At 38.5% G+C, this 19562-nt stretch carries 19 protein-coding genes and 1 pseudogene; 18 read left to right on the plus strand and 2 right to left on the minus strand.

All coding sequences use genetic code 11. The annotated features are described in order from the left end of the window. Positions 1–16: 16 nt before the first annotated feature. Positions 17–1360: a PFL family protein gene (locus tag C5L21_RS05230; protein WP_012305260.1), complete on the plus strand. Its 1344-nt coding sequence runs from the start codon at positions 17–19 to the stop codon at positions 1358–1360. 33 nt (positions 1361–1393) lie between these two features. Here C5L21_RS05230 and C5L21_RS05235 read toward each other — a convergent pair whose 3' ends face one another. Further along, positions 1394–1837, minus strand: a complete 444-nt coding sequence (locus C5L21_RS05235) for a hypothetical protein (RefSeq protein ID WP_004900655.1) — start codon at positions 1835–1837, stop codon at positions 1394–1396. A 152-nt stretch (positions 1838–1989) separates the two neighbouring features. On the opposite strand from C5L21_RS05235, the gene xerC reads away from it, so the two are divergent. From xerC to C5L21_RS05305, 14 genes and pseudogenes are all read left to right on the plus strand, one after another. Beyond that, complete coding sequence (xerC, locus tag C5L21_RS05240; RefSeq protein WP_004908772.1) at positions 1990–2895, plus strand: tyrosine recombinase XerC; 906 nt, start codon at positions 1990–1992, stop codon at positions 2893–2895. Between the two features lie 60 nt (positions 2896–2955). Beyond that, positions 2956–3834 (plus strand): aldose 1-epimerase family protein, encoded by an 879-nt coding sequence (locus C5L21_RS05245; protein ID WP_133286135.1) that lies wholly within the window; start codon positions 2956–2958, stop codon positions 3832–3834. 185 nt (positions 3835–4019) lie between these two features. Beyond that, the gene (gene pnuC / locus C5L21_RS05250; RefSeq protein ID WP_085699198.1) at positions 4020–4739 is read left to right on the plus strand and encodes a nicotinamide riboside transporter PnuC; all 720 of its coding nucleotides are present in this window, start codon (positions 4020–4022) and stop codon (positions 4737–4739) included. Between the two features lie 88 nt (positions 4740–4827). Further along, a complete protein-coding gene (folB, locus tag C5L21_RS05255) occupies positions 4828–5214 on the plus strand; it encodes a dihydroneopterin aldolase (RefSeq protein WP_004905257.1) in 387 nt (128 codons plus the stop codon). Then, positions 5211–5711, plus strand: coding sequence for a 2-amino-4-hydroxy-6-hydroxymethyldihydropteridine diphosphokinase (gene folK / locus C5L21_RS05260; RefSeq protein WP_085699196.1), 501 nt, complete (start codon positions 5211–5213; stop codon positions 5709–5711). The genes folB and folK overlap by 4 nt, the downstream gene beginning before the upstream one ends. Then, a complete protein-coding gene (gene folE, locus C5L21_RS05265) occupies positions 5698–6273 on the plus strand; it encodes a GTP cyclohydrolase I (RefSeq protein ID WP_133286136.1) in 576 nt (191 codons plus the stop codon). The genes folK and folE overlap by 14 nt, the downstream gene beginning before the upstream one ends. Positions 6274–6275: 2 nt before the next feature. After that, positions 6276–7547 carry a bifunctional folylpolyglutamate synthase/dihydrofolate synthase gene (locus C5L21_RS05270; protein ID WP_085699194.1) on the plus strand — a complete coding sequence of 424 codons (1272 nt, stop codon included), beginning with the start codon at positions 6276–6278 and terminating at the stop codon, positions 7545–7547. Next, positions 7540–8139, plus strand: coding sequence for a non-canonical purine NTP pyrophosphatase (locus C5L21_RS05275; protein WP_012305258.1), 600 nt, complete (start codon positions 7540–7542; stop codon positions 8137–8139). The genes C5L21_RS05270 and C5L21_RS05275 overlap by 8 nt, the downstream gene beginning before the upstream one ends. After that, positions 8129–9205, plus strand: coding sequence for a dihydropteroate synthase (gene folP, locus C5L21_RS05280; protein WP_085699192.1), 1077 nt, complete (start codon positions 8129–8131; stop codon positions 9203–9205). The genes C5L21_RS05275 and folP overlap by 11 nt, the downstream gene beginning before the upstream one ends. A 340-nt stretch (positions 9206–9545) precedes the next feature. Next, positions 9546–11420, plus strand: a complete 1875-nt coding sequence (locus C5L21_RS05285) for a beta-glucoside-specific PTS transporter subunit IIABC (protein ID WP_133286137.1) — start codon at positions 9546–9548, stop codon at positions 11418–11420. Beyond that, positions 11420–12874: pseudogene (locus C5L21_RS05290) on the plus strand (family 1 glycosylhydrolase). Before C5L21_RS05285 ends, C5L21_RS05290 begins: the two are co-directional and overlap by 1 nt. Positions 12875–12885: 11 nt before the next feature. Beyond that, positions 12886–13746: a PRD domain-containing protein gene (locus tag C5L21_RS05295; RefSeq protein ID WP_085699186.1), complete on the plus strand. Its 861-nt coding sequence runs from the start codon at positions 12886–12888 to the stop codon at positions 13744–13746. 146 nt (positions 13747–13892) lie between these two features. After that, the gene (locus C5L21_RS05300; RefSeq protein ID WP_085699184.1) at positions 13893–16094 is read left to right on the plus strand and encodes a Tex family protein; all 2202 of its coding nucleotides are present in this window, start codon (positions 13893–13895) and stop codon (positions 16092–16094) included. Continuing rightward, the gene (locus tag C5L21_RS05305; protein ID WP_085699182.1) at positions 16091–16660 is read left to right on the plus strand and encodes a GNAT family N-acetyltransferase; all 570 of its coding nucleotides are present in this window, start codon (positions 16091–16093) and stop codon (positions 16658–16660) included. Before C5L21_RS05300 ends, C5L21_RS05305 begins: the two co-directional genes overlap by 4 nt. Before the next feature lie 44 nt (positions 16661–16704). Here the strand turns inward: C5L21_RS05305 and C5L21_RS05310 are convergent, their stop codons facing one another. Next, positions 16705–17589 (minus strand): YitT family protein, encoded by an 885-nt coding sequence (locus tag C5L21_RS05310; RefSeq protein ID WP_004900620.1) that lies wholly within the window; start codon positions 17587–17589, stop codon positions 16705–16707. A 104-nt stretch (positions 17590–17693) separates the two neighbouring features. Here C5L21_RS05310 and C5L21_RS05315 point away from each other — a divergent pair, with 104 nt between their 5' ends. Genes C5L21_RS05315 through C5L21_RS05325 form a run of 3 tightly spaced genes read left to right on the plus strand, consistent with a single transcriptional unit; the run spans position 17694 to position 19518 of the window. After that, positions 17694–18191, plus strand: a complete 498-nt coding sequence (locus tag C5L21_RS05315) for a hypothetical protein (RefSeq protein WP_085699180.1) — start codon at positions 17694–17696, stop codon at positions 18189–18191. Positions 18192–18211: 20 nt separating this feature from the next. Further along, the gene (locus C5L21_RS05320) at positions 18212–19018 is read left to right on the plus strand and encodes a bifunctional hydroxymethylpyrimidine kinase/phosphomethylpyrimidine kinase (RefSeq protein ID WP_085699178.1); all 807 of its coding nucleotides are present in this window, start codon (positions 18212–18214) and stop codon (positions 19016–19018) included. Beyond that, the gene (locus C5L21_RS05325; protein ID WP_085699176.1) at positions 19018–19518 is read left to right on the plus strand and encodes an ECF transporter S component; all 501 of its coding nucleotides are present in this window, start codon (positions 19018–19020) and stop codon (positions 19516–19518) included. The genes C5L21_RS05320 and C5L21_RS05325 overlap by 1 nt, the downstream gene beginning before the upstream one ends. Positions 19519–19562 lie beyond the last annotated feature (44 nt).

The raw sequence follows: 19562 nt of genomic DNA on the forward strand, positions 1-19562 counted from the left end.
AAAATAAGGAGATATGATGGAAACCTCTCAAATTACTGAAACCATTAATATGGTCTCGGAAGAACACTTAGATATTCGTACGGTAACGATGGGTATCTCATTGTTAGATACAGTGGCAGGCACACCACAAGAAACTGCTAAAAATATCTATCATAAGATTACAACCTATGCGAAAAATCTTGTTGCTGTGGCGCAACAAATCGAACGTGAATTCGGTATTCCCATTACAAATAAGCGAATTAGTGTAACCCCTATTGCGTTAATTGCGGGCAAAGCTACACCAGATGACATGCTATATTATGCCCATGCTTTAGATGATGCAGCTAAGGCTGTGGGTGTTGATTTTATTGGTGGTTACTCAGCATTAGTACAAAAAGGTTTTGCTAATGGTGACTTAGCTTTAATTAAGTCAATGCCACGAGCATTAACAGAAACAGATCTTGTCATGTCTAGCGTGAATATCGGCTCTTCAAAAGCTGGTATTAACTTAGACGCAGTTAAGTTAATGGGTGAAACCATCAAAGCAATCACAGATAAATCAGACACGGCCAATGCAAAGTTAGTTGTCTTTGCTAATGCAGTCGAAGATAATCCTTTCATGGCTGGTGCTTTTCACGGTGTTACTGAAGCAGATGTTGTCATTAACGTGGGTGTTTCAGGACCAGGTGTTGTTAAGCGGGCCCTTGAAAAAGTGAAAGGTGAACCAATCCAAATTGTTGCTGAAACAGTTAAAAAGACTGCATTCAAGATTACACGTGTGGGTCAAATGGTTGGGGCGTTAGCCGCTGAACGTTTAGGCGTTGAGTTTGGGATCGTTGATTTAAGTCTCGCACCCACACCTGCACGAGGTGATTCTGTGGCTGAAGTGCTAGAGGAAATTGGCCTTGAAATGGTCGGCACTCATGGCACAACGGCTGCTTTGATGTTGCTTAATGACGCCGTTAAAAAGGGCGGTGTCATGGCATCGCAACGTGTGGGCGGTTTATCGGGTGCTTTCATACCTGTTTCAGAAGACGCAGGTATGATTGATGCTGTTGAGGCTGGTATTTTGTCATTAGCAAAATTAGAAGCTATGACTTCAGTTTGCTCAGTAGGTCTAGATATGATTGCAGTACCAGGTGATACTGAGGCAACAACTATCTCGGCAATGATCGCTGATGAAGCGGCTATTGGCGTACAAAATAATAAAACCACAGCTGTGCGTATTTTACCAACAAATGGCACTAAAGTAGGTGATATGGTTGATTACGGTGGGTTATTGGGTACAGCCCCTGTGATGCCTGTTGTACCAAAGTCAAGTGCCGACTTTATCAATCGTGGTGGTCATATTCCAGCACCAATTCATTCATTTAAAAACTAAAAAAAGCAATCTTATAACTTAAGATTGCTTTTTTTAGTGATTGATTGTCTTAGAAGAATGCACTGGGGCATCAATGTGCTGCTGTGTATTTGAGTTGATTTGATGTGCCATAAAACCGATATATGCTGCAAGGATAATGATAATTGTTGCTGCTAAAACACGGATAGGGTGATAAAAGAATAGCTTCATTGATGTGAGCAGAGATTTCTTGCTATCATGTTGATCTTGACTTTCGGTAATTGCTGATGACAACGCATAGGCAAAACTATCGGCATCAACAACTCTTGGAGAAGATTCATAGGGTACAACAGCAATTTCCCTTGCTTGTGAAACTTTTAAAGTAGCAGCTTTGTTTTTAATATCGCGATTAGTAATGACATTTTTACCAAAGTTAATGAGCGTTTGGTGAATAATATGTTGTGCGTGTTGCAAATGATTTGCAACGTGTTGTAAGGGTGATTGTACAGGAATTTTCATAGTGCTGCTCCTTTAATCGATAAAATGATAAAAATATCTCTAATACAATATTATCTGAAAAATGTTGGCTTGTGACAATGTTTGACTGATTATAAACAAATTAACAGCTTCTTAATTATTTAATTTAGCAATAGGCGCGTATAATGATAATTATGGTAACTACGGAAGAAAAATTATATCGTGATTATTTACAATCAGAAAGACAATATTCAGCGTTAACTTTAAAAGCATATTTATCTGACATTGATGAATTTGTCGCTTTTTTAGAACGTAATGGTGGTTTTCAAACATTTAAAACTGTCCAGACTTTAGATGTTCGTGTTTATTTAAATGATTTGTATGAACGTCATTTGGCTAGAACATCAATCGCTCGGAAAATTAGTAGTTTACGTATGTTTTATCAATTTTTGATTGCTAATCATTTTGCTACGGATAACCCTTTTGAAAATGTTGCTCTGCGTAAACACCAAAATCATTTGCCAGAATTCTTCTATGAAACTGAGATGCAAGTGCTATTCGAAATAGCCTATGACCAAAAAGACCCATTATGGCAACGTAATGCAGCTTTACTAGAATGTCTTTATGCCACGGGGGCACGTGTCGCTGAAATCGCAACATTAACATTGTCGCAAATAGACTTTCAGCAAAGACTCATTCTAATACACGGTAAAGGCAATAAGGATCGATATGTGCCTTTTGGTCATTACGCGCAAAAAGCCATGCAACAATACATTGCTCAGTTGCGACCAGAATTGGTCGCAAACTGTCCAGAAAACACAGTTGTTTTTGTTAATCATCGAGGCCAGCCAATTACAGCAGCAGGCATTACCTATATTTTGAATACCCTTATGAATCGCTCAACACTTACGGGAAAGATTCATCCACATATGTTGCGACATACTTTTGCAACCCACTTACTGAATAATGGTGCTGATATGAGAACAGTACAAGAACTTTTGGGACATGTTAATCTATCCACAACGCAGATGTACACACACGTTACTCGAGAAAGCTTACAAAAAAATTATCAAAGTTTTTTTCCTCGGGCAAAAAAGTAGGCAGTAAACGCTTAACAATAATCACACTTTTGGAAAAAAATTTGGTAGAATAAAGATATTATGATTATACTAGAAAACAATGATTTAAAAGTTAAAATTAACGAAGATGGTGCTGAATTAACTAGTGTTTGGCATAAGCAAGCCGAGCTTGAGTATATTTGGGTCGGGGATCCGAAGTATTGGGGTCGTCACGCCTCCAATTTATTCCCAATCGTTGGTCGTTTAAGAGGCGATCAGTTCAAGGTAGCTGGCGAAACTTATTTTATGAATCAACATGGTTTTGCTCGGAACACAACCTTTGACGTGATAGATCAAAGTGATAATCACGCAATATTCCGCATACATGATACCGACTCAACGCATCGCGTGTATCCCTTTAAGTTCCAACTAGATATTAGTTATGAGCTAACAAGTGATAATGAACTCAAAATAGCTTACTTTGTGACGAATACAGATACTGAAGAATCATTGTTCTTTAGTGTTGGAGGTCATCCAGCATTTAATTTACCAATGGATGGTGGTAAGTTTTCGGACTATTATGTTTCAATTGAGCCGGAAAAAATTTATGATCGTATTCGTTTGACTGGACCCTATTCTAATCCTAATACACCAACACCATTTAATGCTAATATTCCGTTGCGTCTGCGTCAAGAAGATTATCATGATGATGCGATTATACTAAAGTTGGATCGTCAAAAAACATCCTTTTTGTTAGCACGTTTAGCCAATCAGCATGGTTTACGAATGACGGTTGACAATGCGCAATTCCTTGGCATTTGGACACCAGCTGGGAAAGAAGCGCCTTTTATCGCCCTAGAACCATGGTGGGGAATTGCTGACACAGTTGATTCAACGGGTAATTTTAAAGAAAAGTTTGGTGTGAATGTTTTAGCTGCCGGGGATAGCTTTAATGGCACTTATAGTTTGCATTTTTTCTAAATAATGCTTCGAACGCCCAAAATATTAAAACGTATGACCGTTTAAATGATGGCAGTACAAAAAAGTCATTTGGCATAACTTACGACTGGCAAGTTATACCAAATGACTTTTTTAACAAGACAATTATTGGATATTTTAACTGAACACGTTGCCGTTTCGGTGTTCAAAAACAAACGGAGAAAATCATGTTTCATATATTAAAAAGACTCAACCAATCTTGGTTATTTGATGCACTTGGTGTTGTCACTGTGCTTATTGCAGCTTATTTCTCGGGTTACTTGTTTTCAAATTTACAACAGGTACCATTGTTTAGGCTACATGCCTGGGCCAGATATATACCTTTTGGTATGATATCCGTCATATCATCTAGTTTTTCAATTTTATCAACTCGTTTGACCGCGCGGTTAAATAAGTTTGGAAATATATTGGGAACTTTTAATACAGTGCTTTCAGGCATAATAGATTTTTTGCTTGGTAACAATGGTGCCATACTAACTTACCCAGTATCCTTTATTATCAATGCTGCAGCAGTTCGTGGCTGGCATTATTATGGTGATAATCAGGTTAATCGTGCAAAAGATTTTAAGAAATGGTTGCCGTTGATTATCTTAATGGCCATACTATTAAGTGTCACGTTAAACTATTTAGCTTTTCAAAATACCGGCCCATTGTTTTGGTTAGCCAGTGCAGTGTTTAGTTTATCGTTAATTCCAAACCTATTAAACGTATTCAAAATTGAAGATCAATGGCTATTTTGGATTGTCTATAATTTTGTTCAACTGGCAAAAGCTGTAACGCAAGGTAACTTTGCTAATGTTGGCAAGTATTTATACTATATTGTGAATAGCGCTGTGGCATATCCTATTTGGCGAGCAAAGCGCCGATTTGTTAAAAAAACTATCTAGAGATAGTTTTTTTATTGCATAAAATCATTATTGGCGATAATGGTATTGCGTGGTAAAATAAACAAAGTACTTGTTACGGAGGCGAACAATGGGGATGATTAAACTACCAAATATGCGGTTTTATACGTATAACGGTGTATTTGATGAAGAAAAAAAGCTTGGCCAGCAGATTTCAGTGGATGTCGTCATTCACTATCCGATAGAAACAGCAGTGAGAGATGATGATTTGAACACAACGATTTCTTATGTTGATATTTATGAGCTTGTCAAAGATGTTACAACTCAGCAGTCTTTTAATTTAATGGAAAGTTTGGCAAATGCGATTTTAATGGCATTATTAAAGCAGTGGCACCAGGTAGAAGGCATCGATGTCGCAATCAGCAAAGATTATATTCCGTTAGCTGGCATTTATGATCCATTTATTATAAGCGTCAGTGGCACACCTGCTGACTTAGCTAAGTGGTGTGATCAATGACAGAAGCCTATTTAAGTCTTGGTTCAAATATCGGTAATCGTCTAAGCAATATACAGACGGCAGTTGATTTGTTAAGTCAGACGGCAGGGACGACAATTTGTGCTGTATCACAAGTTTATGAAACACAGCCCGTCGGTGGTGTACCACAAGATGATTTTTATAATGTCGCTTTACGCATCCAAACAGCGCAATCAGCTTTGCTTTTATTAGATATGTTACATGATATTGAACAAAGTCTGAAGCGGGTGCGTCATGTGCACTGGGGACCACGCACAATTGATCTCGATATTTTAGTATTTGGTAATGAAGTATGGTCAAATGACATATTAACCATACCGCACCGTGAAATGGCAAACCGTCGTTTTGTTTTAGAGCCACTATTAGATGTGGTCACAAATAATCGACGGCAAGAAGTTGAACGTTTATTAGCTAGCACAACAGACACAAATTGGGTGCGTGTTGTGACTGGTTCGAAGGTAGAAAATGAAAACATTTAATCAAGAACAAACTGAAACCCTCGTGCAGGGCGTCAAATATTTATTAACAGCAGTTGGCGATGATCCAGAGCGTACGGGTTTGCTGGAAACACCAGAACGTGTTATCAAAGCACATGCTGAGATTTATGCGCATACCGGTGAAACAACATTTAAGGATTATAAGCTGTTTGACACAACAGATGATGCAGACATGGTAATTGTTGAAGATATACCGTTCTATGCGATGTGTGAACATCATCTATTACCTTTTTTTGGTACAATTGATGTTGCGTATGTCCCAGATGGTGAGGTTATCGGACTGAGTAAGATACCTCGCTTGGTTGATTGGGCTAGTCGACGTCCAAGTGTGCAAGAAAATTTAACGGCTTTGATTGCAGATCAAATGCAGCGTATTGTCCACCCTAAGGGTTTAGTGGTAAATGTGACTGCGCGACACATGTGTATGGAAATGCGTGGTATTAATCGACCAGGGACGCAAACAAACACGACAATTCATCGTGGCTTACTTCAAACAGATACCTTTTTGAAAGATAGCTTTTCTCGTAGAGTGCGTGGGCATTAATCATGTCATACGAGATAATACAACAGCAACTAGATAAAAGTTGGCGGCTTTTTGATTCAGAACGAATTAATTTCTTATGTGAAGTGATGACTTGGTTATCACATCCTGATAAGGATATACGCATCATCCAGATTGCTGGAACTAACGGCAAAGGATCGACTGGTGCGATGCTACGCGAAATTATTTTAGCTAGCGGTGAAACAGTCGGTCATTTTACTAGTCCAGCTGTTTTTAATGATTGTGAACAAATCTGGTTGAATGGGAATTTTGTTTCTCAAGAAGCGTGGGTAACAGCTTATGAAGACCTTAATCATCAATTAACGCAACATAATTTGACGATTGCAAATTTGTCTTATTTTGAAGTGTGGACCATCGTTGCTTTACTAATTTTTCGACAAAATAAGGTGACTTATGCCATTATCGAAGCGGGCTTGGGTGGCAGAGATGATGCAACGCACATGATTTCGTACGGGGATATTGTTGCTTATACTGAAATTGGATTGGATCATCAAAATATCCTTGGTCATAACATTGAATCAATTGCACAGAATAAAGCTGATTTAATCACAGGTGGCACGTTAGTTGTGAGTGATTTAGAACAAGTGTCAGCAGTTACCAAAATATTAAAACGAACGGCTAAACGTGAAGGGGCACATTGGTTTGAACAACATGATACGATTAGCATCCAATCTGAGACAGTCAATGGCCTATGTCTTGTGATTAACCAGCAACGATATCAACTTGGATTAAATGGGGCATTTCAGCGACGAAATGCCGCTGTCGTTTGGCAAGTTTTATCGGCACTAGAATTACGTTATCAGGTTTCGTTTAATATTGCAGCTAGACAAAAAGGATTAGCAAATTCTTTTATGGTCGGTCGCATGCAAGTCGATACGACAAACCGACTAGTTTGGGATGGGGCACATAATATTGACGCCGTTCGTGCCCTGCTTGAAACTGTTAAGGTATGGCAATTATCAACACGCCCAATTTTGATACTGGGTGTACTGTCTGATAAAAACTATGATGATATGTTAGCATATTTGTTACCAGTTTTCTCTGAGATAATAGCAGTTACCCCTGATAATCCGCGTGCACTAGCAGCAGAAGATTTAGCTGATAGCATAAAAAAATTAGCGCCGAATATGATTGTTACGCCAGTTGCAAGCCAAGAAGCATTAGCTCTAGCACAACAAAAGCAAGGAAAAAATCAGTATATTATGATTACTGGGTCATTTTATACATTACGTTCAGTGGGGGAACACTATGCTTAAAAAAATGGTTGTTGCGTCAAATAATTCAGCAAAAACAAGAGAAATTCAGCGTGTTTTTGCTGAATTTGGTATTCAAGTGATAAACTATCGTGAGTTAATTTCGGAAAAAATTTTTCCGACTGAAACAGCAACGGATCAATACCAAAATGCGCTTGCAAAGGCACAATTTATTCGTCAGTTCTTACCAGATTCTGCCATTTTAGCAGATGATACAGCTGCTTATTTTAAGGCTTTTCCAAATAGATTTGGTTTGACGATTGCCCGAGAACTGAAGTCGCTAGGGTTAAAAACAATCCGTGAAGAAGATGCATATTTATTAAGTTTGTACCATGATAATATGGATCGACATGCTTATTTAGAAGCGCTATTCGTCTTAGTCATGCCTGATGGGAGCGTTTATCATAGTATCGGACGTGGTGGTGTAACACTGGCGCAATCTGAACGTGGGGCATATTCAGTCGGTTTTGATACACTTTTTGAGTCTGAAAATGGGAAAACTTTTGCAGAAATGCAGATGTCAGAACGTGTCAATTACTCACACCGTGGTCGTGCAGCAAAAATGTTATTGGAGAAAATAGCCAATGAAGATTGAAGTGTGTCAGCCAGAATCGCCAGTTTTAGCTAATATGCAACAGCAAGGGGAGGGTGTCCAAGTAGTTTTTGATGAGATACCCGAGTCGTTGATGGTTCTGTTATCAGAGCTAAATGCTGTGGCAATTAGCCCGTTGGTATATTGGGTAACACGTGGTGCAGCACGCGAGTTGCAACAACGTTTTGATGTGCCAACATTAGCACAATGGCTAAATCAAAATGATTATATTTGGCAAGTTAATCAGCATAAATTACATGATGAACAGGGTATTGTTTATGCTGTTCTTAATGTCAGTCCAGAGTCTTTTTACAACGGTGACAACGTTGCAGATAATGAAACGATGATTCAACGTGCGGGATTATTATTAGCTGAAGGGGCAGATGTCATTGAAGTTGGTGGGCAAACGACAAAACCAGGTTATATTGAATCTGGACTTGAGCTATCACCAATAGCTGAAATTGAACGTGTTGCACCGATTATTTTAGGCATCAAAGCAGCATTTCCAAATGCTTTAGTTGCCATTGATACCTATAAGTATGAAGTCATGGTAAAAGCTGTTGCACTAGGCGTTGACATTGTTAATGATGTGAATGGCTTTACGGATGACCCACGTAAGTTAGCGCTATTATCAAAAACATCGGTTGGACTACTGACAATGTGGAACCCACGCGTTGAGAAGGTGACACATTTAAGGCAGGAAATGCATGATTGGTTTGCTACGAATATACGTACTTTGGTAGAAGCTGGTATTTCGCGACAACGTATTGCGCTTGACCCTGGTGTGGGTTATTCGCAAAATGCTGAGGTTGATCAAGATTTAGCTATGATGAATACTATTAGCCACCTTCAATTGTTTCGGCGACCAATTATGACAGCCGTAGCGAATAAAGGATGGGCCAAGTTTTTGTTAGAATTACCAAAGGGTGAGCGTGCTGATGTGTCGCTGATTGCCGCCAATGAAATGTTTCATCGTGGTGCACGTATACTGCGTGTTCATGATGCGAAGTCAGCTTTTCAAATGACACGTGTTGTGAGAGCCATTGAAAAAAGTTTTTGGACACATTAAAAGCTTGCGATTAATCTTTAAATAGTATACAATGAAGTAGACCAACTGGGTAGTATCTATCTACCTACCCGCCGTTAACTTTTACGAGTTAACGGCGTTTTTTTATGTCAAAAATAGAAAATGATAAAAATGTAATGTTAGCGCTTCCAAAATATGTTGACTAGATGTTTTTTTCATGATAAAGTGTAGATAAGTTAAATATCTGGTATGTAACTGAGAAATTCAGGCATGGCCGAATTGATGAAATGACTAAGTAGTGATTACTAAGTTGTTTTATGGATTCGGCTTTTTATTTGACCTTGATCACGTCAAATAAAAATAATCAATTTGGAGGCAGAAAATGGCAATAGATCAGAATAAACTAGCAAGTGACATACTTCTTGCAGTTGGTGGACAGGCGAATGTTGAAGATTTGGTACATTGTTCGACACGCTTACGTTTTACATTAAGAGATGACAGTATTGTTGACAAAGAAAAAATTAAATCATTAACTGGTGTTTTAGGTTTAGCACAAACCGGTGGTCAGACTCAAGTAGTTATTGGTAATGATGTTGCTGATACCTATAACGCTGTGAAAAAACTGTTATCTGAAAGTAATAATGATAACCTAACAGCCACAGGAACTAAGCAAAACAAAAAATTATCTGCTATTGTGCTTGATTTTATTATTGGAATTTTTCAACCACTAATTCCAGCGATTGCAGGTGGTGGTATTTTAAAGTCATTTTTAATGTTAGCTAATATGTTAGGCTTAATGAGTGACACGACACAAACCTATAAAATTCTTTATTTTGTTGGTGACGCACCATTGTACTTTTTACCGTTATTAGTAGCAATTACAACAGCTAATAAACTAAAAGTGAATCCTTTAGTAGCCGTTTCAGCAGTTGCAGCATTGCTTACCCCAAATCTCGCAACGATGTTAGCTAGTAGCGGGGGTGGACATCTCTTCTCGTTTGGTATTAAAAACATTACATACGCATACCAAGTGTTCCCAGCAATCTTAGCTATCTTGGTTTATGCGCAGTTAGAAAAATACCTCACCAAAGTAACACCTAAAGTTATTAGAGGCTTCTTTGTACCAATGGTTAGTTTATTGATTGTTGTCCCCTTAACACTACTCGTTTTGGGACCAATTGGTTATACTTTTGGGCAAGGGTTTGCAGCTGTTATTCTATTTATTTTCTCAAAATTTGGTTGGATTGCTGTGGCTATATTAGCGGCTGTATTACCATTCATGGTTGTCACAGGCATGCATAAGGCAATGATTCCCTATGTGGTCACCTCGCTTGGTCAAACTGGTAAAGAAGTGATTTATAATGCTGCTTCACTGGCACATAATATCTCCGAAGCTGGTGGTTCATTCGCTGTTGCTTTAAGAACAAAAGATAAGGGGCTTAAGGCGACTGCTTTATCAGCTGGTATATCAGCACTGTTTGGTATCACAGAACCAGCTATTTACGGTGTAACTATTTTGCATAAGCGTGTACTATATGGTGTAATGCTTGGTAGTTTTATTGGTGGCGCTTCATTGGGATTAATGGGTGTTGAGGCATATGTCGCAGTTGGGCCTGGTTTAGCCAGTTTATCAATGTTTATTTCTAAAACTTTACCAAACAACCTCTTGTTTGCCGTTATTGGTTTAATTGTTTCTTTCATTGCTTCATTTACTGCTGTAGCAATATTATGGCAAGATCCTGTTAATCAAAAAGACGCATTATTATCTGAAAACGAAGCGCCCACTAACCGTAGTGTGATTTTGCCATCACCTATGGCGGGGAAAATCATACCACTTTCATCTGTTAATGATGCTGTTTTTTCGAATAAAACATTAGGAGATGGTGTTGCGATTATACCTTCGGAGGGGAAACTATATGCACCAACTGATGGTCTTATTGAGATGGTTTACAACACAAATCATGCTATTGGTATGAAAACAAGCGAAGGAGATGAAATCTTGTTTCATATTGGTATAGATACCGTTAATTTGAAAGGCCAGTTCTTTGATGTTGCTGTTACAGCTGGTCAGAAAGTCAAACAGGGTGATTTGTTAGTTCGTTTTAACCGTGAAGGTATTAAAGCGGCTGGGTTTGACGATACAACAATGATAATCATTACAAACCCTCAGGGTGCATCATTGCAACTAAGCAAGGATGCAAAAAAATCAACAAAATCAAAGAACCATGATAATGTAAAAGGATTGGAGACAGTTTAATGAGTTTTAAAGCAGATTTTTTATGGGGTGGCGCTATTGCGGCAAATCAAGTCGAAGGTGCTTGGCGTGAAGGTGGGAAAGGCATATCTGTCGCAGATGTTGCTAAATTTAAACCCCATTTGGATGTCAGTGATTATGCAGGCCATAACACGGTGACATATGAGGATATTATACAAGCTGAAAAGTCTAGCGACGAAACTTATTATCCCAAACGTCGAGGAATAGATTTTTACCATCATTATGAGGATGATATCGCGCTATTTGCTGAGATGGGATTTAAAACGTTACGTATTTCCATCGCTTGGACACGTTTATTTCCAACAGGCGAAGAAATTGAGCCTAATCCTCAAGGTGTGGCTTATTATCAATCAGTGTTTAAGGCATTAAAAAAGCATCATATCGAACCTATTGTGACTTTATCACATTATGAAATGCCATTATATTTAAGTAAAAAATATCACGGTTGGTTAGATCGTCGGTTGATTGATTTCTTTGTGACATATGCGCAAGCAGCTTTTGAATCTTTTGGCGAGTACGTTAAATATTGGTTGACCTTTAATGAAATTGATAGTGTCGGTAGGCATCCATTTATCACCGCGGGATTAATACCCGATCAAATACCTGATGATAATTTAGAATCAGCTGTCTATCAGTCGTTACATCATCAATATGTTGCGGCAGCTAAAGCTACAACATTATTGCACCAAATGAGTCCAAGTAGTCGGATGGGCTCGATGTTGACAAAATTAACGACCTATCCAAACACAGCTAATCCAGATGATGTCCTACTTGCTTTACAGCGTAACCTAGACAATTATGCGCCAGCAGATGTTCAAGTATTTGGCACCTACCCACCACTGTATGAACGTTACTTAAAAAATAAAGGGATTGAAATTAAAAAGGGCAAAGATGATGATGCCGTTTTAAAAAAAGGGACAGCAGATTATCTTGCTTTCAGCTATTATATGTCAAGAACCGAATCTGCCGACCCAACAAAGGAAAAAGCAGCTGGTAACACGATTATGAGCGTCAAAAATCCTTACTTAGCTTCAACTGAATGGGGGTGGCAGATAGACCCAGTTGGCTTAGAAATTTCACTATTAGAACTTTACGATCGATACCGTGTACCATTGATTGTGGTTGAAAATGGCATGGGCGCAACTGATAAAACTAATGTCGATGGCACAATTAATGATGATTATCGCATTAACTAGTTAAAAGCACATATTGCAGCGATGTCGCGTGCCGTATCTCAAGGAGTGGATTTGTTTGGTTTCACGAGTTGGGCGCCAATTGATAGTATCAGTGTTTCCACGTCTCAAATGTCGAAACGGTATGGTTTCATATATGTTGATCAAGATGATTATGGTAAGGGTACGCGCAAGCGTTCAAAAAAGGCGTCATTTTATTGGTATAAAAAGGTTATTGCATCAAACGGTGCGGACCTAGATTAGGGGTTAAGCTGATGCTGGTAAAAAAATCATTAAATGCCAATGCGGTTATTGCTGTAGATAACCAGCAACAAGAGTTTATTCTATTTGGAAAAGGCATCGGGTACGGTAAAAAAAATGGGGACAAAGTGGACGAATCTATTGTCAACCAAACATTTATGCCGTTAAACAATACGGAAATAAAAGAGTATGTTCAGCTCTTAGAAGCAATTCCAATTACAATTTTAGATGCGACCCGGCGTATTGTATCTGAGGCAGAAAAACGGCTCAATACCAAGCTTAACCCAATGCTATACATCATGCTAAGTGATCATCTTAATTTTGCGATTGAAAGAGCAATGACGGGCATAAATATTACCAACCGTGCATTTTGGGAAATGAAAAACTATTACCCTGAAGAATTTGATTTAGGTCTTTTTGCTTTACAAGTTATAGAAAAACAAATGAACATTGTCTTACCAGAAGAAGAAGCTGCTAATATTGCTTTTCACCTTATCAATGCGCAAACAGCAGAGGGTATTAAAAAAGATGGTTTGAATTACGCCAATTTAATTTCAAGTATGACAACTATTTTAAGACATAGTATGGGGCAAAATATTGATATTGAAAGTGTTCATTATCAACGCTTTATTACACATTTAAAATTCTTTGCGGAACGTTTTTTTGCCGATAAGATGCTCATTGATGATAACAGTAAACTATTTGAAACTGTGGCCACTGCTTATCCAAAGGCAACGGAAGTTGCTTTTACAATAAAAGATTATCTAACAACAGTTTACGATAAGAAAATGACAAAAGAAGAACTCACTTTTTTGATTGTCCATATTAATCGATTACGTAATGCACAAGAAATAGATTTGAAAAATAAAAAATAATATTTAAAAAGACGTGTTGACTTTAGCGATACGTCTTTTAAATTAGACATTTGAAGCCTAATATGAAAATAAGTTATAATGGACTTATTCGTACGATAAAAGCTGAATGACAATTAATTAATCACTTCTAGAAAGAAAAATAAATAATGACTAGCGTAACCGATTTAATAAATTATGATATAACTGATACCGATTTAGCTAAGCAGGTAGCCAAGCACTTGACAATAGGTGTTAAGCAAACAACTGCGACGCTAGAATTTTTGCGTGATGGTGCAACAGTACCATTCATTTCACGATATCGCAAAGAAATGACGGGTGGCCTTGATGAAGTCCAAATTCATGACGTTCAAGTCACAGCACGCCATATAAAGGATCTAACTGATCGCAAGAAGACAGTGTTGAAAGCCATTGCCACACAACAAAAATTGACAGCAACCTTACAAGCGGCTATTATCACAGCAGCAACCCTGCAAGATGTTGAAGACTTATATTTACCATATAAACAAAAAAAGCGTACAAAAGCCATGATTGCCAGAGAAAATGGGTTACAGCCACTAGCTGATTTTGTCCTGACACATTTATCTGAAGAAATACCAACAGAAGCATATATTAATGACGCGTTGGCTGATGCTGCTACTGTCTTGGCTGGCTTACATGAAATAATAGCCGAGCAAATTGGTGAAAAAGCCATCTATCGTCAGTGGTTGCGTGAGCGTATGCAGCGTGATGGTTTTTTAACTGTTACAGTTAAACGTGACGGTGAAGAGAAAGATGAACAAGGTGTTTATGCGCAGTACTATGATTATAGTGAATCATTAAAATCACTCCAAAAGAATACTTTTCGTATTTTAGCTGTGAACCGCGGTGAAAAAGATGGTGTTTTAAGTGTAAAAATTGATTTTTCTGAAGAGCGTATGCGTCACTTTATACAAATTAAGGAGCGCAACGGGCAAGGCGACAGTGGTGAAGGGTATCAAGTATTACTTTCAGCAATTGACGATGCTTACAAACGTTTTATCCAACCGGCAGTCGCGCGTGAATTACGTCAAGAGTTAACAGTGTTGGCTCAAGGACAAGCAATTAAGGTTTTTGGGGACAACTTATATCATTTACTGATGCAAGCACCACTGAAAAATAAAATTGTTATGGGATTTGATCCCGGATTTAGGACTGGTTCCAAATTAGCGATTATTGATGCAAATGGCCGTTTTTTAAAAAAAGAAGTTATTTATCCACATAAGCCAGCTAGTGAAAAGCAGCGACAAGAAGCAGCCAAGCGTTTTCAAAGTTTGATACACGAGTTTGATGTGGCATTAGTTGCAATTGGCAATGGCACAGCTTCTCGAGAGTCGCAGGAATTTGTGGCTAATAACTTACCAAGTGGCGTGCAATACAGTATTGTCAATGAAGCTGGGGCTTCTGTTTATTCTGCTTCTGAAGAAGCACGCTCAGAATTCCCACAGCTTCATGTTGAAGAACGATCGGCTATATCGATTGGTCGGCGTATACAAGACCCTTTGGCTGAATTGATTAAAATTGATCCAAAGTCAGTTGGTGTTGGACAGTATCAACACGATTTGAATACTAAAATGCTTGATGAACAAGTAGGCCAAGTTGTTGAGAAAGCGGTCAATCAAGTTGGTGTCAATTTAAATACGGCTAGCGCACCATTATTAACACATATTGCTGGTCTCAATACAACCTTAGCACAAAATATTGTAGACTATCGTGATAATAATGGCGTGTTCACATCACGTATTGATTTGAAAAAGGTACCTCGACTTGGACCTAAAGCTTATGAACAAGCCGCTGGCTTTTTACGTATTTTAGATGGTAAAAATATCTTAGATAATACAGATATCCATCCAGAAAGTTATACTGCTGCTAAAAAATTATTAGACCTCGCAGATATTAAAGCACAGCAATTAGCGACGGCCCCTGCAAATGAACGTTTGATGCGCTATGACAATCAAATGACAGCAAATCAACTAGGTATCGGTATAGAAACACTACATGATATTGTTGGCAGCCTAAAAAAGCCGGGCCGTGATGGGCGTTCAGAAATGGTGGGCGCTTTATTAAAATCTGATGTATTGCATATTGAAGATTTGCAACCAGGCATGAAATTACAAGGCACAGTTCGTAACGTTGTTGATTTTGGTGTCTTCGTTGACTTGGGAGTGAAGCATGATGGCTTAGTCCATATATCTCGGCTAGTTAAACGCCGCGTTAAGCACCCGTCTGAGATTGTTTCAGTTGGAGATATTGTTAACGTTTGGGTTGTTGAAGTTGATCAAAAAAGGCAACGTATTGGGTTGACAATGATCGCCCCAGAGGAGAAAGTATGATAATAACCTATGCTTCAGAAGAAGATCAACAGGCTATTTTAGATCTGGAACAGGTCATTTTTAATGATATGGAACTAGCAGTTTACGATGAACTAACGGTTACTGAGGTTCAAAATGCTTGGCAAATTGCCGTTAGGCAATCTGATAAAAGCCGTTATCATTATAGTCGCGCCATAGTTGCCAAGGATAATGAGGGCTTGCTGTTAGGCGTCTTATTTGGTTATCCCGACACCGATGAGCCTATTTTAGATGAGGCAGTTCAAAACGTTTTGGCTGACAAGTATAGCTATCATCGTTGGTTGTTTAGTGACTCTGAAGTTTTTGAGAATGAATGGTATATCGATTCTATCGTTGTTGCATCATATGCGCGAGGCCAGGGTATTGGTAAAGCGTTAATTGCCGCAGCCAGTAATCATGCGCAACAGAAAGGCCATCAACTGATTGGCTTGAATGTTGATGACAGTAATCCTAGGGCACAAAAATTGTATGAACGTTCAGGATTTAAAGCAGTTGGTCGTTTAAGAATAGGTGCACATGCTTATACACATATGCAAAAACAATTATAAAAAGCAGGGCTACCTTTAATCTGGCAGACCTGCTTTTTTGGACGTTAAAATAGTATAAATTTTTTCTTTGGACGTAAGTAAGAAAAGCCTTCGCCCAACTGTTCCTGTGTAGCAAAAATGGACACAAAAGCTTTAGGATCAATTTCTTCAATAATATGTTGCACTGTATTAACTTCAGACGGGTCGACAACTGCGTATACAACGCGTTGTTCGCGATGAGAGTATCCACCTTCGGATTTTAGTAAACTCGTGCCGCGCTCAAGTTCATCCATGATGGCATGTGAAATTTCTTCGGGATAATCAGTAAAAATCATAAATGACCTTGCAGCATAGGCGCCTTGTTGTGTTAAACCAACAACTTGTGCGAAAACAAACGAAGCAATTAGGGTGTACATCATATGCACAATATCAATGTAGACTAATGATAGTAACAACACAACCGCATCTAAAGCAAACATTGTACGTCCAATTTGGATACCGAATTTTTGCTCCATGATACGCGCAACGACGTCCGTACCACCGGACGTGCCACCGAAACGAAAGACTATACCTAAGCCGATACCGGCAATTAAACCAGCTAACAGACCGGCGATTAGCATATCTTGATGAAGCGCTGGCGGCATGGGTATCATTTGCCAAACATAAAGCCATATGGACAACGATGAAATTCCCCAAATTGTATAAATCAGTGAGCGACGACCTAATACCCGATACCCTAATATAAGCAGTGGGATATTTAAAATCAAATTGGTATAAGCAGGATTCCATTGAAATAAGGCACGTAAAATCAAAGTAATACCAGAAATACCGCCTTCTGCAAGACGGTTAGGGATATTAATGTTGATCAGCGCCCAACCGTAGAAGCCCGTACCAATGGCAATCATGAGTATATCTTTTATTGCGATACGTGCTAAGTTTGTGTTCTTCATACGCAGTAATTCTCCTAGAAAGCATTACCTTAATCTTATCATAAAAACTATTGGCAGTATTAAGTTGTTATTTGGTATAATAGTAGAAACTGAGAGGTGTATTTATGACAGATAATAATTATCATCGCCCAAAATTCCGTCAAAAGCGTCATCGCGTTCGCAATACTTTTATAGGTGTTGCGGCGTTACTTATTATAAGTTTAGTTGTTTTCATTATTGTTGGTTATACTTCTTCTCCCAAAACGACTGCACCAATCGTTCAAAAATCGGTCCAGAGTAAGACCATTGATGAGACGATTGATTCGGGCAGTAGCCAGAACAGCCAATCAGCAGAAAGTAGTCAGCCAGCATCGTCTAGCCGGTCGGAGTCATCGGCAAGCAGTTCAAGTCACCAAAATGCTTCAAGTCGTCAAGATAAGCAAGATGACAGTATTAAGGAATCAGCACAATTAAAAGGTAAATCAATTTCTGAAGCCATTAATTGGGCTAAAGCCCATGGCCGTTACTACTCATGGTCGATTACTTCGGGCGGCCAAGATGCTATTGTAACAAGTGTTCATGATGACGGACATAATATTAGCTTTGTGGCATCTGCTAAATAAAGAACAAGGAATATATTGATATGCCAGATAAAATTTTAACAATTGCTGGCTCCGATTCACTGAGTGGTGGCGGGATTCAAGCTGATTTAGCAACATTTTCAGAGTATGGTTATTTTGGTTTAGCAGTAACAACTGCCATTGTTACCGTGACGACTAAAGACTTTCAGGTTTTTCCAATAGCACCGCATATTATTGCTGAACAACTTAATTCTGTTTTGGCTTTAGACGATATTCGAGCTATTAAGATTGGCTTTTTGCCTACTGTAGCCAGTATTGAGATTGTTGCTGAACATCTTCAGCACATTAAAAATATACCAATTATTGTTGATCCAGTGATGGCCTTTAAAGAAACACAGATAGTTGACACGCATTTTTTAGCCAAAGCACTCACTGAAAAAATATTACCATTTGCGACGATATTGACACCTAATCTCAAGGAGGCTGAAATATTGTCTGGTCATGATATCAGTGATGTGAATGACATGAGAAATGCTGCGAAAGAAATATTTCAGCTAGGGCCAACATATGTTGTTATTAAAGGTGGCAGTCAAATTTTAGGAAATCAGGCCGTAGATGTTCTTTATGATGGGCACCAGTTTAGTCTATTTAAACAAGACAAGATAGTAAGAAGCCAGCCTTATCATAGTGGTGCTGGATGTAGCTTATCAGCAAGTTTGGCTGCCAATCTGAGTCAAAATAATGTGACTGTTAATCTGGCGCTATCAGACGCAAAAGATTTTGTTTGGCAGGGTATTAAACATGGTGTTAAGTTGAATAATCAATTTGATTTTGGTAATGTTTGGCAAGGCGCACGGAGGTCTTTGTGATGGGACAAAAACATCAAACTAGGTGGTTAGCAATTATAGCTGTGATTATTGCTTTTAATGTGGCACTTTCTTATGTGGTTAAAATTCCAGTGCCAGCAACGAATGGTTTTGTCAACTTAGTCGAAGCAGGTATTTTTGTTGCGGCTATGTTAGGCGGGGCTAAAAGTGGTATGATTGTTGGTGGTTTAAGTGGCCTGTTACTTGATTTGTTTGCTGGTTACCCACAGTGGATGTTTTTTTCTCTAATCATTCATGGACTTGAAGGTTTAGTTGTTGGTTATTTTGGTTTCCAAAAACAACTGTTAAGTCAAGTTGTTGGACTAGTTGTTGGTTCAAATATCATGGTGATTGGTTATATGTTAGCAGGCACGTTACTATATAACTGGACTGCCGGAGTTGCTTCGATTATTGGAAATGTCGTGCAAGCAGTTATGGGGTTAATTGTTGCCTTAATATTGATGCCTATTTTCAAGCGACTGCCGCAAATTAATTTAAAATGATAAAATTAAAAAAGCGACGGGTACGATTGCCTGTTGCTTTTTAA

It is taken from the genome of Leuconostoc citreum, assembly GCF_004354555.1.
GTDB lineage: Bacteria > Bacillota > Bacilli > Lactobacillales > Lactobacillaceae > Leuconostoc > Leuconostoc citreum.